Below are 13,941 nucleotides of genomic sequence, written 5' to 3'. Positions count from 1 at the left end.
GGCCGCGCCGGGTTCAGCCCGACCTCAGGCCGTCCGGCGACGGCGGGATTCGGGACCGGGTGTTCGGGCCCTGGAGCCCGACGGCCGCAGCGCTTTGGCGACTTCCACGCCCGGCTCAGGCCCAGCCGCGCGCCGCCATCGACACCGGCGCGCCGTCGCCGACGATGAAGTGGTCCAGCAGGCGGATGTCCACCAGCCCCAGCGCCTGCTTCAGGCGCTGGGTGACGGCGTAGTCGGCGGGCGAGGGTTCCCGGTTCCCGGAGGGATGGTTGTGACCGATGATCACCGCTGCCGCGTTGTGCGTCAGCGCGCGCCGCACCACTTCGCGCGGATGCACCTCGGCGCCGTCCAAGGTGCCGTGGAACAGCTCCTCGAACGCCAGCGAGCGGTGCTGCGTGTCCAGGAACAGCACCGCGAACACCTCGTGCGGCCACGCCCGCAACCGCTGCGCGAAGTAGCGGCCGGCCGTGGCCGGGTCGGTCAGGGTGGTGCCGCGCTCCAGTTCGGCAGCCAGGTGGCGCTGGCCGAGCTCCAGCGCGGCCGCCAGCTGGCAGGCCCGCGCCGGGCCCAGCCCCGGCAGCCTGACCAGTTCGCCGGGCGGACGATCGAGCAGCGCGCGCAGCGGGCCGTGCCGCTGCAGCAGGTCGCGCGAGGTACGGACCGCGTCGCTGCCGGCCAGGCCGGAGCCGAGGAAGATCGCCAGCAGTTCGGCGTCGGAGAGGGCCCGGGTGCCGCGTGCCAGCAGCTTCTCCCGGGGGCGTTCGTCGCAGGGCCAGTCGGATATGTGCATATCGCCAGATTGGCGGGCGATATGGCGCAACGGTATCAGGGCCGCAAAGGGCCATCGGGTAAGCTAATCGTTCTTGCATGGGTAGGACATTCCCGACGTGACCGGTACTTTCGAGGGGCCCCTGCAGGGGCGGCGTGTGCTGTTGTGCGTGGGCGGCGGCATCGCCGCCTACAAGGCGCTGGAACTGGTGCGGCGGCTGCGCGAGGCGGGTGCCGAGGTGCAGGTGGCGATGACCGCCGGCGCGCAGCAGTTCGTGACGCCGCTGAGCTTCCAGGCACTGTCCGCGCAGCCGACCCGCACCAGCCTGTGGGACAGCGCCGCCGAGCAGGCGATGGGCCACCTGGAGCTGGCGCGTTGGGCCGACCACGTGCTGGTGGCGCCGGCCACCGCCGACCTGCTGGCGCGGCTCGCCCACGGCCTGGCCGACGATCTGGTGACCACGCTGTGCCTGGCCAGCGCCGCGCCGCTGACCGTGTGCCCGGCGATGAACCACCGCATGTGGCTGCATCCGGCCACCCAGGCCAATGTCGCCACGCTGCGCCAGCGCGGCGCCGGCGTGATCGGACCGAACGACGGCCCGCTGGCCGAAGGCGAGTCCGGTCCTGGACGCCTGGCCGAGCCGGAGCAGATCGTCGCCGCGTTGGCCGGCGGCCGCGCCGCGCCCGCGCATGCCCCCGCGGCCGCTGCGGTGCCCGCGACGGCCGCTTCCGGCGCACTGCACGGCCTGCGCCTGCTGATCAGCGCCGGCCCCACCTACGAGGACCTGGACCCGGTGCGTTACCTCGGCAACCGCAGCAGCGGCAAGATGGGCTATGCCCTGGCCGCCGCCGCCGCGCGTCAGGGCGCCACGGTGGTGCTGGTCAGCGGCCCGGTGCACCTGCCCACGCCCGACGGCGTGCAGCGCATCGACGTGCGCTCGGCCGCGCAGATGCGCGAAGCGGTGCTGGGCGCGCTGCCGGCCGACATCTACATCGGCACCGCCGCGGTCGCCGACTACACGCCCAAGCAGGTCGCCGCGCAGAAGATCAAGAAGAGCGGCGAGATGCTGACCCTGGAACTGGTGCGCACCCCGGACATCCTGGCCGAGGTCGCCGCGCAGACCCAAGCGCTGAAACTGGTGGTCGGCTTCGCCGCCGAGACCCACGACATCGAGCGCTACGCGCGTGGCAAACTCACCGACAAGCACCTGGACCTGATCATCGCCAACCAGGTGGGCGTGGCCGGCAACGGCTTCGAGAGCGACCAGAATGCCGCCACCGCCTATTGGCAGGAGGGCGCACGGAGCTTCCCGGCCGTGTCCAAGGCGCAACTGGCCGAACAATTGCTGGCCCTGATCGCGGAGCGACTGCACGCATGACCACCCCGACGCCGCACCCGCTGCAGGTCAAACTGCTCGACCCGCGCTTCGGCGACAGCTGGCCGCTGCCGGACTACGCCACCGAAGCCAGCGCCGGGCTCGACCTGCGTGCGGCCACCGAGGCGCCGCTGACCCTGGCGCCGGGCGATACCGCGCTGATCCCCAGCGGGCTGTCCATCTACATCGCCGATCCGCAGCTGTGCGCGGTGGTCCTGCCGCGGTCCGGGCTGGGCCATCGCCACGGCATCGTGCTCGGCAACGGCACCGGCCTGATCGACGCCGACTACCAGGGACCGCTGCTGATCAGCGTCTGGAACCGCGGCCGCGAGCCGTTCACCATCGCCCCCGGCGACCGCATCGCGCAGCTGGTGGTGATGCCGGTCGTGCGCGTAGCCCTGCAGGTGGTGGATACTTTCGCCGACAGCGCCAGGGGAACGGGTGGATTCGGCCATACCGGAGTGCGCTGACAGGGGATCGTCTGCATGAGCGAGGCAACACAACGGCGGCCGGCGCCGGACGGTTTGCGCAAGGCGGCACCGCTGCTGGCGCTGCTGCTGGCCATCCTGGCCGCGTGGTTCGGCTGGAGCGGCGCCCAGCAATGGCGCCAAGCGCATAGCGCCACAGCGCTGGAGCAGGCGCGCGACGCGGTGCTGGCGCAGACGTCGCAGGCGCTGGCGGCGGCCGGCAAGCGCTTCTCTGAGCAACTGCGGCAGCCCGCGGCGCAGGCCGCCCTGGCGCGCGGCGACGCGGCCGCGGCGGCGCAAGCGCTGCGCGAAAGCTGGAAGGAAGCGGAAGACGCGCAGGTGCTGGCCGGCGACCTGAGCGCCGGCTACGCCGACGTGGACCGCTTCGGCTACGGCCGCCTGGCGCTGCTGGAGAAGGCGCTGCTGACCGACGCGGTCGCCAGCGCAGTGGTGCGCGACGGCGGCGGGGCACGGTTGGGACTGGCGGCGCCGGTGACCCTGGACACGGGCCCAGGCGTGGCCTACCTGCGCCTGCCGCTGCGCGTGCTGACCGCGCCGGTGGCGCAGGCCACGGTCCCGGCCAGCGGCTACCTGGCGTTGCGCCAGGGCAGCTACGACGTGATCGGCGCCGGCGATAGCGGCCTGGCCGACCACGGCGACGCGTTGTCGCGCCCGATCGGCAAGACCGGGCTGCGGGTGGTCGCGGCATTGCCCGACGCCGAGGCCGGCCCGCTCGGCCTGGACGCGCTGCCATGCCTGATCGTCGCCGGCCTGCTCGGCTTCCTGACCCTGGCGGTGCTGCTGGCCGCGCGCGGCCGCCTGCCGCGGCCCAGCCGCGCCAAGGCCGCCGCCGCGGGCGCCGAGCAGGAGCCCACCCTGCGCCAGAGCCTGCAGCAGCAGGAGCCGCCGCCGGCACCGCCGTTGCCCGAGGGCGAGGCCGCGCCGGCGAGGCTGGCCCCGGCGCAGACGGTGCCGGCCGCCATCTTCCGCGCCTACGACATCCGTGGCGTGGTCGGCCGCGATCTCAGCCCGCAGGTCGCCGCATTGATCGGCCAGGCGATCGGCGCGGTGATGCAGGAGCAGGGGCTGAACGAGGTGGTGGTCGGCCGCGACGGCCGCCTGTCCGGCCCGGAACTGTCGGCGGCACTGATCGAAGGCCTGCGCCGCGCCGGCTGCCACGTCACCGACATCGGCCTGGCGCCGACCCCGGTGGTGTACTTCGCCAGCTTCCACCTGCGCGCCGGCAGCTGCGTGGCAGTGACCGGCAGCCACAACCCGCCGGACTACAACGGCTTCAAGATCGTGATCGGCGGCGAGACCCTGTCCGGTGCGGCGATCACCGACCTGTACGCGCGGATCAGCGAAGGCCGCCTGCCGACCGCCGCCGAACCGGGGCGGCTGGAGCAGCGCGACGTCGGCGACGACTACATCCAGCGCATCGCCGACGATGTGCAGCTGGACCGCCCGCTCAAGGTGGTGGCCGATGCCGGCAACGGCGTGGGCGGCGAACTGGCGCCGCGGCTGCTGGAGGCGATCGGCGCGGAAGTGATCCCGCTGTATTGCGACGTCGACGGCACCTTCCCCAACCACCACCCCGATCCCAGCGAGCCGCACAACCTGGAAGACCTGATCCAGACGGTGAAGCGCTTCGACGCCGACCTGGGCATCGCCTTCGACGGCGATGCCGACCGGCTCGGCGTGGTCACCAAGGAAGGCACGGTGATCTATCCCGACCGCCTGCTGATGCTGTTCGCCGCCGACGTGCTGCAGCGCAACCCCGGCGCGCTGGTGATCTACGACGTCAAGTGCACCGGCAAGCTGTCGGACTACGTGCTGCGCAACGGCGGCAGCCCGATGGTGTGGAAGACCGGGCATTCGCTGATCAAGGCGAAGATGCGCGAGACCGATGCCGAACTGGCCGGCGAGATGAGCGGGCACTTCTTCTTCAAGGAGCGCTGGTACGGTTTCGACGACGGCCTGTACGCGGCGGCGCGGCTGCTGGAGATCCTGGCGCAGCGCGAGGAGAGCCCGTCCGAGGTGCTGGCCGAGCTGCCCGACAGCGTGTCCACGCCGGAGATCAAGCTGCCGCTGGACGGGCAGGACGCACATGCGCTGGTCGCGCAGCTGGTCGCCGCGGCGCAGCAGGACGACTCGCCGTTCGCGGGCGCGCGGCTGCTCACCATCGACGGCCTGCGTGCGGACTTCCCCGACGGCTGGGGCCTGGTGCGCGCGTCCAACACCACCCCGGTGCTGGTGCTGCGGTTCGAGGCCGACAGCAGCGCCGCGCTGGAGCGGATCAAGGACCTGTTCCGCAGCCAGCTGCAGGCGCTGCTGCCGTCGCTGGCGCCGGGATTCTGAGGCGCGTCCGGCCCGGCGTGCCGCCGCCCGCGGCGGCGACGAGTGCCGGCAGCCACGCGTAGTTCCTGTAGGAGGGGCTTTCGGCCCCGACTGCATCCGGAGCCGCTGGGGCCGGCGGGCTTCATTCGTCGCGACTGAAGTCGCTCCCACAAGACGCGTGCGCAGCCGTCTGGGTGGACTGTGGAAGGGGCTTCAGCCCCGACTGCATCCCGGGGCCGCCCCAAGCCTCCTGGCTTCATTTCGTCGCGACTGAAGTCGCTCCCACAGGCGCGTGAGCAGCCGCTGGTGCACTGTGGGAGGGGCTTCAGCCCCGGCTGCATCCTGTGGGCTGCCCAAGCCTGCGGGCTTCGGTCGTCGCGACTGAAGTCGCTCCCACAAGACGTGTGAGCAGCGGGCCAGTTGCACTTGGGGCTTCAGCCCCCGACATTCCTGCCGCCGCGGCAATGCGTAGTCGCCCGGCACTGCCTCCGGCCGGGCGTTGCGCTCAGCCGCCGGTCGTCGTCGCGGCCGTGCCCGGCCGCTTCGCCGCGCGATAGCGTTGCAGCGTATCGTCGATTTCCTGGTCCAGGCCGAGCCGCTGCTGCTCGAAGTTCTTCTGCATGCGCAGCTGCCACAGCAGCGCGCGATGCCGCTGCTGCACGTCCTCGGCGATCTTGCCGGCCACTTTCTGCCCGGCCAGCTCGCGCGTGCCGGCATTGGCGAGCACCCCGACCAGGCCCTCGCGCAGGCTGTTGACGTTGTAGCGCGCGGTGTTGATGTTGTTGTCGACGATGCCGATGCGCTCGGAGAACACCCGGCGCAGTTCCTCCTCGGTCTGGAACGACAGCAGCATCGCCTGGTCGGTGCGTTTGCGCGTCTCCAGCGCCGCCTGGTCGGCGCGCTGCTGCGCGGCATCGGCGGCGGCCGCGGCGCGTTCCTCGGCGCTCAGCGCGCGACCGACCACGCCGCTGCGCAGCCCGCTCTTGGCGTTGAATTCGTCGCGCGCCTGGTTCACCGCTTCCGGCGGCAGCGCATCGCTGCACACGCGCTGCCCGCCCTGGTTCCAGCAGTACAGTTTCTTGGACGGCGCCGGCTGCGCCGCGGCCGGCAGCGCAAGCAGCACGAGCAGGGCCGGCAAGGCGCGGCCCCAGCGTTGTTGGATCGGCATCATGGCAGCCCCCTGCTGTCAGCCTGACGGATCGCAGCCGTAGCGTGCCCGGTAGGCCAGCAGCGGTTCGCGGAAGCCGACAAGGTCCGCGTTTCCATCGATGAATGCAAGCAGGTCGCCCAGGTGCGCGACCGACACCACAGGAATGCCGGCCTCGGCCGCCACCGCCTGCGCCGCCGAGCGCCGGTCGTGCTCGCCGGCGATCTCCTGCCGGTCCAGCGCGACCAGGATTCCCGCCGGGATGCCGCCCGCTTCGCGGATGATGGCCAGCGCCTCGCGGATCGCGGTGCCGGCGGTGATCACGTCGTCGACGATCAGCACCCGGCGCCCGGCCAGCGGCGCGCCGATCAGGCTGCCGCCTTCGCCATGGGCTTTGGCTTCCTTGCGGTTGAACGCCAGCGGCAGGTTGCGGTCGCGCTGCGCATACTCGCAGGCCAACGCGGTCGCCAGCGGGATGCCCTTGTAGGCCGGGCCGAACAGCAGGTCGAAGTCGAGCCCGGCCGCGTCGGCCGCATCGGCGTAGCACGCCGTCAGGCGCACCATCGTGGCGCCGGAATCGAAGCGCCCGGCATTGAAGAAATAGGGGCTCAGGCGCCCGGACTTCAGCGTGAACTCGCCGAAGCGCAGCGCTTGCGCGTCCAGGGCCAGTTGCAGGAAGCGTTGCCGGTAGTCGGTCATTGGAGTGCAGGGATTCGCGATTGGGGATGACGGGATTCGTGAAAGCATAGCTGGTCGCGGCCGTGCAGCGTCCACGCATGGGGTACGCTTTCACGAATCCCCAATCCCCCCATCCCGAATCCTGGTTCTTCCTCCATGCGCATCATCAGCTTCAACGCCAACGGCCTGCGCTCGGCCGCCACCAAGGGCTTCTTCGAGTGGTTCTCCGGCCAGCACGCCGACGTGCTGTGCGTGCAGGAAACCAAGGCGCAGGAGCATCAGCTGGCCGGGCCGGCGTTCCTGCCGGACGGCTACCGCGCCTGGTTCCGCGATGCCAGCACCAAGAAGGGCTACAGCGGCGTGGCCATCTACAGCAAGCGCGAGCCCGACGAGGTGCGTACCGCGCTGGGCTGGCCCGAGTTCGACGAGGAGGGCCGCTACTTGGAGGCGCGCTTCGGCAACCTGAGCGTGGTCTCGTTCTACATCCCCTCCGGCTCGTCGGGCGAACTGCGTCAGGGCTACAAGTTCCAGGTCATGGACTGGCTACGGCCGATCCTCGTGGAGTGGCTGAACAGCGGCCGCGACTACGTGCTGTGCGGCGACTGGAACATCGTGCGTTCGGCGCTGGACATCAAGAACTGGAAGTCCAACCAGAAGAATTCCGGCTGCCTGCCGCCCGAGCGCGACTGGCTCAACGGCCTGTGCGCCGACCGTGCCGAGGAGGCCGACCCGGCCGGCGGCCGCGGCTGGGTCGACGCCTACCGCGCGCTGCACCCGGACGGCCAGGACTACACCTGGTGGAGCAACCGCGGCGCCGCGCGCGCCAACGACGTCGGTTGGCGCATCGACTACCAGTTCGTGACCCCGTCGCTGCGCGAGCGCCTGCAGGGCTGCTCGATCTACACCGCGCAGCGCTTCTCCGACCATGCGCCGTTCGTGGTGGATTACCGCGAATGAGCGTCGCCGCCAAGCCCCGCCAGTCCTGGAAGCAGGTGCTGACCAATCTTCGTCAGCGCAAGGTACTGGCGATGCTGCTGCTGGGCTTCAGTTCCGGATTGCCGCTGTACCTGGTCGGCAACACGCTTGGCTTCTGGATGCGGAAGGAAGGCGCGGACCTGAGCACGATCGGCTTCCTCTCCTGGGTCGGGCTGGCCTATTCGCTGAAATTCCTGTGGGCACCGATCGTCGACAAGACCGACGTGCCCGTGTTGGGCAGGCTCGGTCGCCGGCGCGGCTGGATGCTGCTGTCGCAGATCGTGGTGGCGGTGGGTCTGGTCGGCATGGCGCTGATCCAGCCCAAGGGCGGGAATCTGCTGTTCCTGGGGCTTGCCTGGGAGCACATCGTCGTGTTCGGCGTGATGGCGATCCTGGTCGCCTTCGCTGCCTCGACCCAGGACATCGTGATCGATGCCTGGCGCATCGAGATCGCCGACAACAGCGAACAGCTCGGCCTGCTGACCTCTTCATCGGCGCTGGGCTATCGCACCGCGCTGCTGGTCACCGATGCGCTGATCCTGATGATCGCAGCGCGGGTAGGGTGGCAGGTGTCCTACGAGGTCATGGCGGCGCTGATGGCGGTGGGCGTGGCCGCCGTGCTGATGGCGCGCGAGCCTGCGCGCGAGGTTGCCGCCGTGCAGGCGCAAACGGCGCGACTGTGGACGCCGCGGGGCTTGTTCGACGCGGTGCTGGGTCCGTTTGTTGCCTTTTTCCGGGAACACCGCAGCGCCGCTATCCTGATCCTGCTATCGATCAGTGTTTATCGCCTGGCGGACTTTGTGATGGGCCCTATGGCCAATCCGTTCTACGTCGACCTCGGCCTGTCCGAAGACACCGTCGGCGCCGTGCGTGGCTCGGTGGGCCTGGTGGCGACGTTCTTCGGCATCGCCGCTGCCGGCCTGGTCTCGGTCCGCTGGGGCGTGCTGGCCGCGTTGCTGGCTGGTGCCGTCCTGGGCCCGTGTTCGAACCTGGCCTTTGCCTGGCTGGCCTACGACGGGGCGGACCTGCCCCGCTTCGCGACGGCGATGGCGATCGACAATTTCGCCAATGGTTTCGCCGGCACGGCGTTGATCGCCTACATGTCCAGCCTGACCAGCATTGGCTACACCGCCACTCAGTACGCATTGCTCAGCTCGTTCTACGCCATGCCCGGCAAGGCCCTGAAAGGCTTCTCCGGCTGGTCGGTGCAGACGCTGGCGCAAGGGCGCACGCTGCTGGAAGGGTACGCGCTGTTCTTCATCGGGACCGCGCTGATGGCGATTCCCGTGGTGATCCTGTGCACGGTGCTGATATTCCAGCAGCGCCGCCGCGCGGCCGCTGCGCCTTCCTGACGCTTGCAGATGGCCGTCGCGGCATCGGCGCTGCCCGGGAACGCTGCAGCGTCCCCGAGGCAGGCATCGGCACGCCGGTGATTGAAAGCCTCCAGCGAGTTGCGGATGATGGGCGCGGCGCATGGGGTGCGCCGCCGTCCGCTGGGGAGTCCGCATGACCGATCTGCTGTTGCGCGACATCGACCCCATTCTGGTCGATCGGATCCGCCGCATCGCCGTGGCCCGTGGCTGGACCCAACACCAGACCGTGCTCAGCCTGATCGAGCAGGGCCTGTTCGCCAGCGAGCACGAAGTGCGCAGCGGCTTCGAGAACCCCGAAGTGGATGTGCTGTCCGAGGCCATCGCCGCGCTGCGCGAGCTACCGGCGGGCACCGGATTCTGAGCCGCGCGCCGCGGCCATCGGCGCAGACCGAGCCGCTGCCGCGCAGCGCCCCGCTCACGCCAGGTGGATGGCGCCCAGGATGCGCGGCCCGCGCGCGCCGCTGACCGACGGCAGGTTGCCGGGCCGCCCGGCCAGGGTCTGCCGCGCCAGCCAGGCGAAGCCCATCGCTTCCACGTAGTCCGGATCCAGGCCCATCGCCTGGGTCGACAGCACCTGCACGCTGGGCAGCCGCGCCTGCAGCCGCGCCAGCAACAGCGGGTTGTGCACGCCGCCGCCGCACACCAGCAACTGCCGGGTCGCCGGCTGTTGCGCCAGCAGCGCATCGGCGACGGTGGCCGCGGTCAGTTCCAGCAGGGTCGCCTGCACCGCCGCGGCCGGGTGCGCGGCCGGCGCCAGCTGCGCATCCACCCAGCGCAGGTGGAACTGCTCGCGCCCGGTGCTCTTGGGCGGGGCCAGCGCGAACCAGGGATCGCCCAGCAAGCGCTGCAACAGGCCCTCGTCGACCTGGCCGCTGGCGGCGAAGGCGCCGCCGGCGTCGTAGGGCTGCCCCAGGTGGCGCTGGCACCACGCGTCGAGCAGCGCGTTGGCCGGGCCGGTGTCGAAGCCGCGGACGTCGCCGTGCGCCGGCAATAGGGTCAGGTTGCCGATGCCGCCCAGGTTCAGCACCGCCCGGTCCTCGTGCGCCGCGCCGAGCATCGCCGCATGGAAGGCCGGCATCAGCGGCGCGCCATGGCCGCCGGCGGCGACGTCGCGGCGGCGGAAATCGCACACCGTGGCGATGCCGGTCAGCTCGGCGATGCGATTGCCGTCGCCCAGCTGCCAGGTGAAGGCCGGATCGGCCAGCGGCCGGTGGCGCACGGTCTGCCCATGCGAGCCGATCGCGCGGACCTCGGCAGGCGCGATCCCTGCTTCCTTGAGCAGGCGCAGCGCGGCCTCGGCGAAGGCGATCGCCACTTCGGCATCGAGCTGGCCCAGCGTGTCCAGCGAATCGATGTCGCCGCCTTCGCCCAGCGCGATCAGCGCCTCGCGCTGGCGCGGCGCCCAGGCATAGGTGCGGCCAAGGCGCAGCTGCGTTCGGCCATCGGCGCCGAAGCGCACCAGCGCGGCGTCGATGCCATCGGCACTGGTGCCGGACATCAGGCCCAGGAACAGGGCGTCGTCGATGGCGGTCGGTTCGGGCATGGCAGGGCCTGGGCAGCGGTCAGCGCCGCAGCGTGGGCGAGGGGCGGCGGCGCGTCAATCGGCGCCTGCCCCGGAAGCGACGTGCGGCTCAGCCGGCGTCGCTGGACGCCGGCTTGGCCGCGGCGACGGTCTTCTTCTTCTTCGGCGATGCGTCGTTCTTCGCCGGTGCGGCGTCGGCGTAGATCAGCTTCTCCACGCGCTGGATGCGGGCCAGCGCCGGCGAGGTCTGCGCACGGAACGCGGCCAGCTCCGCGCCTGCCAGCGGCGTGGGCGGCGGCATCGTCACCGACGCCGGATTGCGCTGCACGCCGTCCACGCGGAATTCGTAGTGCAGGTGCGGGCCGGTGGCCATGCCGGTCATGCCGACGAAGCCGATCACCGTGCCCTGGTTGATGCGCTGGCCCGCCCTGATGCCGCCGAAGCGCGACATGTGCCCGTACAGCGTGCTGTAGCCCTTGCCGTGGTCCAGGATCACCACGTTGCCGTAGCCGCGCTGGGTGCCGACGTACTGCACCTTGGCATCGCCGGCGGCCATGATCGGCGTGCCGGACGGCGCTGCGTAGTCGATGCCCTTGTGCATGCGCATGGTGCCCAGCACCGGATGCTTGCGCGCGCCGAAGGTCGAGCTGATGCGGCTGTAGGACACCGGCATGCGGATGAAGCTCTTTTTCAGCGGCCGCCCGGTGACGTCGAAGTATTCGGCCGGCTTGCCGTTCTGCTCGAAGCGGAAGCCGCTGTAGGTCTTGCCGCGGGTGGTGAAGGTCGCAGCGAGGATCTTGCTGGTGTCGATCCGCTCGCCTTCGCGCCAGGTCTCGTCCATCACCACGCTGAAGCGGTCGCCCGGCTGCAGGTCCTTGTCGAAGTCGATGTCGTACTTGAAGATCTCGTCGGTCATCGTCGCGATCGCCGACGGCGACAGCCCGGCCCTGCGCGCGGCCACATACAGCGAACTGGTGATTTCGCCGCTGATGACCGCGGTGCGGGTGCTGGTCTCGCGCTCGGTCACCTTCTCGCGGATGTCGTCGCCGAGCAGCGACAGTTCCACCCGGTGAGTGGCGTCGCGGTCGAAGCGGATGCCGCGCAGGCTGCCGGCCACCGGCAGGTCGAAGCCGATCTCGGCGCCCGGGCGCAGCTTGGTCAGCGCCTCGCGGGTGCCCGGGTGATCCAGCACCTGATGCATCACCGTGGCCGGGATGTCGAGCTGCTCGAACACCGCACCCAGGGTCTGCCCGGGCTGGATGCGGACCACCTGCCAGCTGTCGCCGGCCACGCCCTGCTGCTGGGCCAGCGAGATCGGCGGCAACGGCAGCGGCAGCGTCGCGTGCGTGGTCTGCAGCGGCACGTCGATGGCATTGGAGAAGCCGGGCACGATCGTGGCCACCAGCGCGCCGATGGTGGCGAACAGGCTGGCGTGGATCCAGTGGCGGCGCGTCCAGCGGCCGGTGGGGAAGTGCTGGGTCAGCTGCCGATGCAGTGCGGTGTCGTGGAGGACATGGAGACGTTGCTGGAAGCGCTGCTTGCGCGCGCGTTCCTGATCGCTTTCGCTGTTCTGCATCAAGGCATCCTCGTGAGCCCGAAGCGCGAGCTCAAAACTCGGCTACCATAAACATCGATCAACAGCGCGTCAAACCATTGAGCCGGCTCAAGTTTTCGCCGGCCGCGCGGTTAACTCGCACTTAACGCCATTCATGTTTGTCCGGATGCAACCCGTCGGAGTTCCGTTTTGTCCACGATTGAAGAGTCTCTTGCCCTGATCGGCCGCGGTGCCGACGAAATCCTCAAGCGCGAAGAGCTGGAAGCGCGTTTGCGCACCGGCCGCCCGCTGCGCGTGAAGGCCGGTTTCGACCCGACCGCGCCGGACCTGCACATCGGCCACACCGTATTGCTGAACAAGATGCGCCAGTTCCAGCAGCTCGGCCATCAGGTGATCTTCCTGATCGGCGACTTCACCGGGATGATCGGCGACCCCACCGGCAAGAACGTCACCCGCAAACCGCTCACCCGCGAGGACGTGCTCGCCAACGCGCGCACCTACGAGGAGCAGGTGTTCAAGGTGCTGGACCGCGAGCGCACCGAAGTGCGCTTCAATTCCGAATGGTTCGGGCAGATGAGCGCCGCCGACATGATCCGCTTGGCCGGCCAGCACACGGTGGCGCGCATGCTCGAGCGCGACGACTTCGCCAAGCGCTACGCCGCGCAGCAATCCATCGCCATCCACGAATTCCTGTATCCGCTGGTGCAGGGCTACGACTCGGTAGCGCTGAAGGCCGACGTCGAGTTGGGCGGCACCGACCAGAAGTTCAACCTGCTGATGGGGCGCGGCCTGCAGGAGCACTACGGGCAGCCGGCGCAGATCGTGCTGACCATGCCGCTGCTGGAGGGCCTGGACGGGGTCAACAAGATGTCCAAGTCGCTGGGCAACTACATCGGCATCAGCGAACCGCCGATCGACATCGTCACCAAGACCATGAAGATCGGCGATGAGCTGATGTGGCGCTGGATCGAACTGCTGTCCTTCGAGATCGGATTGAACGAGGCGCAGGAGCTGCAACAGCACGTGCAGGCCGGCAGCCTGCACCCGCGTGAAGTGAAGCTGCGCCTGGCGCGCGAACTGACCACGCGCTTCCACGACGCGGCAGCGGCCGAACAGGCCATCGTCGGCTGGCACGCGGTGGTGACCGGGCAGGGCGACACCAGCGCACTGCCGCTGCAGCAAGTGACGGTGCCGGCCGAAGGGCTGCGGATCGCCGCGTTGCTGACCGCCGCTGGGCTGACTGCCAGCAACTCCGAGGCCAGCCGCAAGCTGAAGGAACGCGCAGTGCGCGTCGCCGGTGAAGTGGTCGAGGATCCGCAGCAGAACTTCGCGCCCGGATTCGAAGGCGTTCTGCAGGTGGGCAAGCGGACCTTCGCCCGCGTGAGCCTGGTCTCGGCCTAAATACGCGGCCAAGCGCCGGCTGTCGGAGGCGCTGCCGAGTGGCTTCCAAGCGGGATCTGCGGTATGCGATGCGATCTACTGCGTGGTGTGGATCGCATAACGCGCGTCTGGCGACGGCGCAGTGAAAAAATCTTTCACACCCCCTTCCCAAGCGCCGCGTTTGCAGCCATACTTTCCCTCCCCCGACGCAACGCCTTGCGGCAACGCAACAGCAACGCGGAAGGGACGTCAGAAACCTCCTCAAAAAGGTATTGACGGCAACAAAAAAGCCGCTATGATGGGCGGCTCGGTTCATCGGAAAGCCTTCGGGTTTGGGTTGAACCGGCGTCAGGATCTCGGAAA

General features: G+C 70.0%; 13 protein-coding genes. 8 read left to right on the top strand and 5 right to left on the bottom strand.

Translation table 11 applies throughout. The features are described from left to right. Positions 1 to 115: 115 nt before the first annotated feature. Positions 116 to 790 carry a DNA repair protein RadC gene (gene radC / locus J2Y70_RS14675; RefSeq protein ID WP_263396056.1) on the bottom strand — a complete coding sequence of 225 codons (675 nt, stop codon included), beginning with the start codon at positions 788 to 790 and terminating at the stop codon, positions 116 to 118. Between the two features lie 97 nt (positions 791 to 887). Between radC and coaBC the strand changes: the two genes are divergently transcribed. From coaBC to J2Y70_RS14660, 3 genes are read left to right on the top strand one after another with little or no spacing between them, the layout of a single operon-like run. Continuing rightward, positions 888 to 2,147: a bifunctional phosphopantothenoylcysteine decarboxylase/phosphopantothenate--cysteine ligase CoaBC gene (gene coaBC, locus J2Y70_RS14670; RefSeq protein WP_309918977.1), complete on the top strand. Its 1,260-nt coding sequence runs from the start codon at positions 888 to 890 to the stop codon at positions 2,145 to 2,147. Then, a complete protein-coding gene (gene dut / locus J2Y70_RS14665; protein ID WP_263396054.1) occupies positions 2,144 to 2,614 on the top strand; it encodes a dUTP diphosphatase in 471 nt (156 codons plus the stop codon). The genes coaBC and dut overlap by 4 nt, the downstream gene beginning before the upstream one ends. A gap of 15 nt (positions 2,615 to 2,629) precedes the next feature. Further along, positions 2,630 to 4,969 (top strand): phosphomannomutase/phosphoglucomutase, encoded by a 2,340-nt coding sequence (locus J2Y70_RS14660; RefSeq protein WP_309918973.1) that lies wholly within the window; start codon positions 2,630 to 2,632, stop codon positions 4,967 to 4,969. A 484-nt stretch (positions 4,970 to 5,453) separates the two neighbouring features. Here the strand turns inward: J2Y70_RS14660 and J2Y70_RS14655 are convergent, their stop codons facing one another. Continuing rightward, entirely contained in the window at positions 5,454 to 6,119 is a 666-nt protein-coding gene (locus tag J2Y70_RS14655; RefSeq protein WP_309918970.1) for a hypothetical protein, read from the bottom strand. Positions 6,120 to 6,134: 15 nt separating this feature from the next. Continuing rightward, complete coding sequence (gene pyrE, locus J2Y70_RS14650; RefSeq protein WP_263396051.1) at positions 6,135 to 6,794, bottom strand: orotate phosphoribosyltransferase; 660 nt, start codon at positions 6,792 to 6,794, stop codon at positions 6,135 to 6,137. Positions 6,795 to 6,929: 135 nt separating this feature from the next. On the opposite strand from pyrE, the gene J2Y70_RS14645 reads away from it, so the two are divergent. The 3 genes from J2Y70_RS14645 to J2Y70_RS14635 all read left to right on the top strand — a co-directional run bounded on the left by J2Y70_RS14645 (position 6,930) and on the right by J2Y70_RS14635 (position 9,482). Further along, entirely contained in the window at positions 6,930 to 7,730 is an 801-nt protein-coding gene (locus tag J2Y70_RS14645) for an exodeoxyribonuclease III (RefSeq protein WP_263396050.1), read from the top strand. Next, positions 7,727 to 9,100, top strand: coding sequence for an MFS transporter (locus J2Y70_RS14640; protein ID WP_309918964.1), 1,374 nt, complete (start codon positions 7,727 to 7,729; stop codon positions 9,098 to 9,100). Before J2Y70_RS14645 ends, J2Y70_RS14640 begins: the two co-directional genes overlap by 4 nt. A 154-nt stretch (positions 9,101 to 9,254) precedes the next feature. Beyond that, the gene (locus J2Y70_RS14635; RefSeq protein ID WP_309918960.1) at positions 9,255 to 9,482 is read left to right on the top strand and encodes a hypothetical protein; all 228 of its coding nucleotides are present in this window, start codon (positions 9,255 to 9,257) and stop codon (positions 9,480 to 9,482) included. Positions 9,483 to 9,536: 54 nt separating this feature from the next. On the opposite strand, the gene J2Y70_RS14630 is transcribed toward J2Y70_RS14635, so the two are convergent. Together J2Y70_RS14630 and J2Y70_RS14625 are read right to left on the bottom strand one after the other, a co-directional pair. Next, positions 9,537 to 10,664: an anhydro-N-acetylmuramic acid kinase gene (locus J2Y70_RS14630; RefSeq protein ID WP_309918957.1), complete on the bottom strand. Its 1,128-nt coding sequence runs from the start codon at positions 10,662 to 10,664 to the stop codon at positions 9,537 to 9,539. An 88-nt stretch (positions 10,665 to 10,752) separates the two neighbouring features. Beyond that, positions 10,753 to 12,219 (bottom strand): M23 family metallopeptidase, encoded by a 1,467-nt coding sequence (locus tag J2Y70_RS14625; RefSeq protein ID WP_309918954.1) that lies wholly within the window; start codon positions 12,217 to 12,219, stop codon positions 10,753 to 10,755. Between the two features lie 168 nt (positions 12,220 to 12,387). Here J2Y70_RS14625 and tyrS point away from each other — a divergent pair, with 168 nt between their 5' ends. Further along, positions 12,388 to 13,599 carry a tyrosine--tRNA ligase gene (gene tyrS / locus J2Y70_RS14620; protein ID WP_309918951.1) on the top strand — a complete coding sequence of 404 codons (1,212 nt, stop codon included), beginning with the start codon at positions 12,388 to 12,390 and terminating at the stop codon, positions 13,597 to 13,599. Between the two features lie 121 nt (positions 13,600 to 13,720). After that, the coding region (locus tag J2Y70_RS14615; RefSeq protein WP_309918949.1) for a hypothetical protein at positions 13,721 to 13,941 on the top strand (221 nt) is incomplete at its 3' end.

The organism is Xanthomonas sp. 1678, from assembly GCF_031455575.1.
In the GTDB taxonomy this organism is placed as follows: domain Bacteria; phylum Pseudomonadota; class Gammaproteobacteria; order Xanthomonadales; family Xanthomonadaceae; genus Xanthomonas_A.
The sequence above is the reverse complement of the archived record's forward strand: the minus strand, read 5'-3'. Positions and strand labels throughout refer to the sequence as shown.

Coding starts and splice junctions, on each gene's coding strand:
- radC (WP_263396056.1), bottom strand. CDS start 790: ATGCACATATCCGACTGGCCCTGCGACGAACGCCCCCGGGAGAAGCTG.
- dut (WP_263396054.1), top strand. CDS start 2,144: ATGACCACCCCGACGCCGCACCCGCTGCAGGTCAAACTGCTCGACCCG.
- J2Y70_RS14660 (WP_309918973.1), top strand. CDS start 2,630: ATGAGCGAGGCAACACAACGGCGGCCGGCGCCGGACGGTTTGCGCAAG.
- J2Y70_RS14655 (WP_309918970.1), bottom strand. CDS start 6,119: ATGATGCCGATCCAACAACGCTGGGGCCGCGCCTTGCCGGCCCTGCTC.
- pyrE (WP_263396051.1), bottom strand. CDS start 6,794: ATGACCGACTACCGGCAACGCTTCCTGCAACTGGCCCTGGACGCGCAA.
- J2Y70_RS14645 (WP_263396050.1), top strand. CDS start 6,930: ATGCGCATCATCAGCTTCAACGCCAACGGCCTGCGCTCGGCCGCCACC.
- J2Y70_RS14640 (WP_309918964.1), top strand. CDS start 7,727: ATGAGCGTCGCCGCCAAGCCCCGCCAGTCCTGGAAGCAGGTGCTGACC.
- J2Y70_RS14635 (WP_309918960.1), top strand. CDS start 9,255: ATGACCGATCTGCTGTTGCGCGACATCGACCCCATTCTGGTCGATCGG.
- J2Y70_RS14630 (WP_309918957.1), bottom strand. CDS start 10,664: ATGCCCGAACCGACCGCCATCGACGACGCCCTGTTCCTGGGCCTGATG.
- J2Y70_RS14625 (WP_309918954.1), bottom strand. CDS start 12,219: ATGCAGAACAGCGAAAGCGATCAGGAACGCGCGCGCAAGCAGCGCTTC.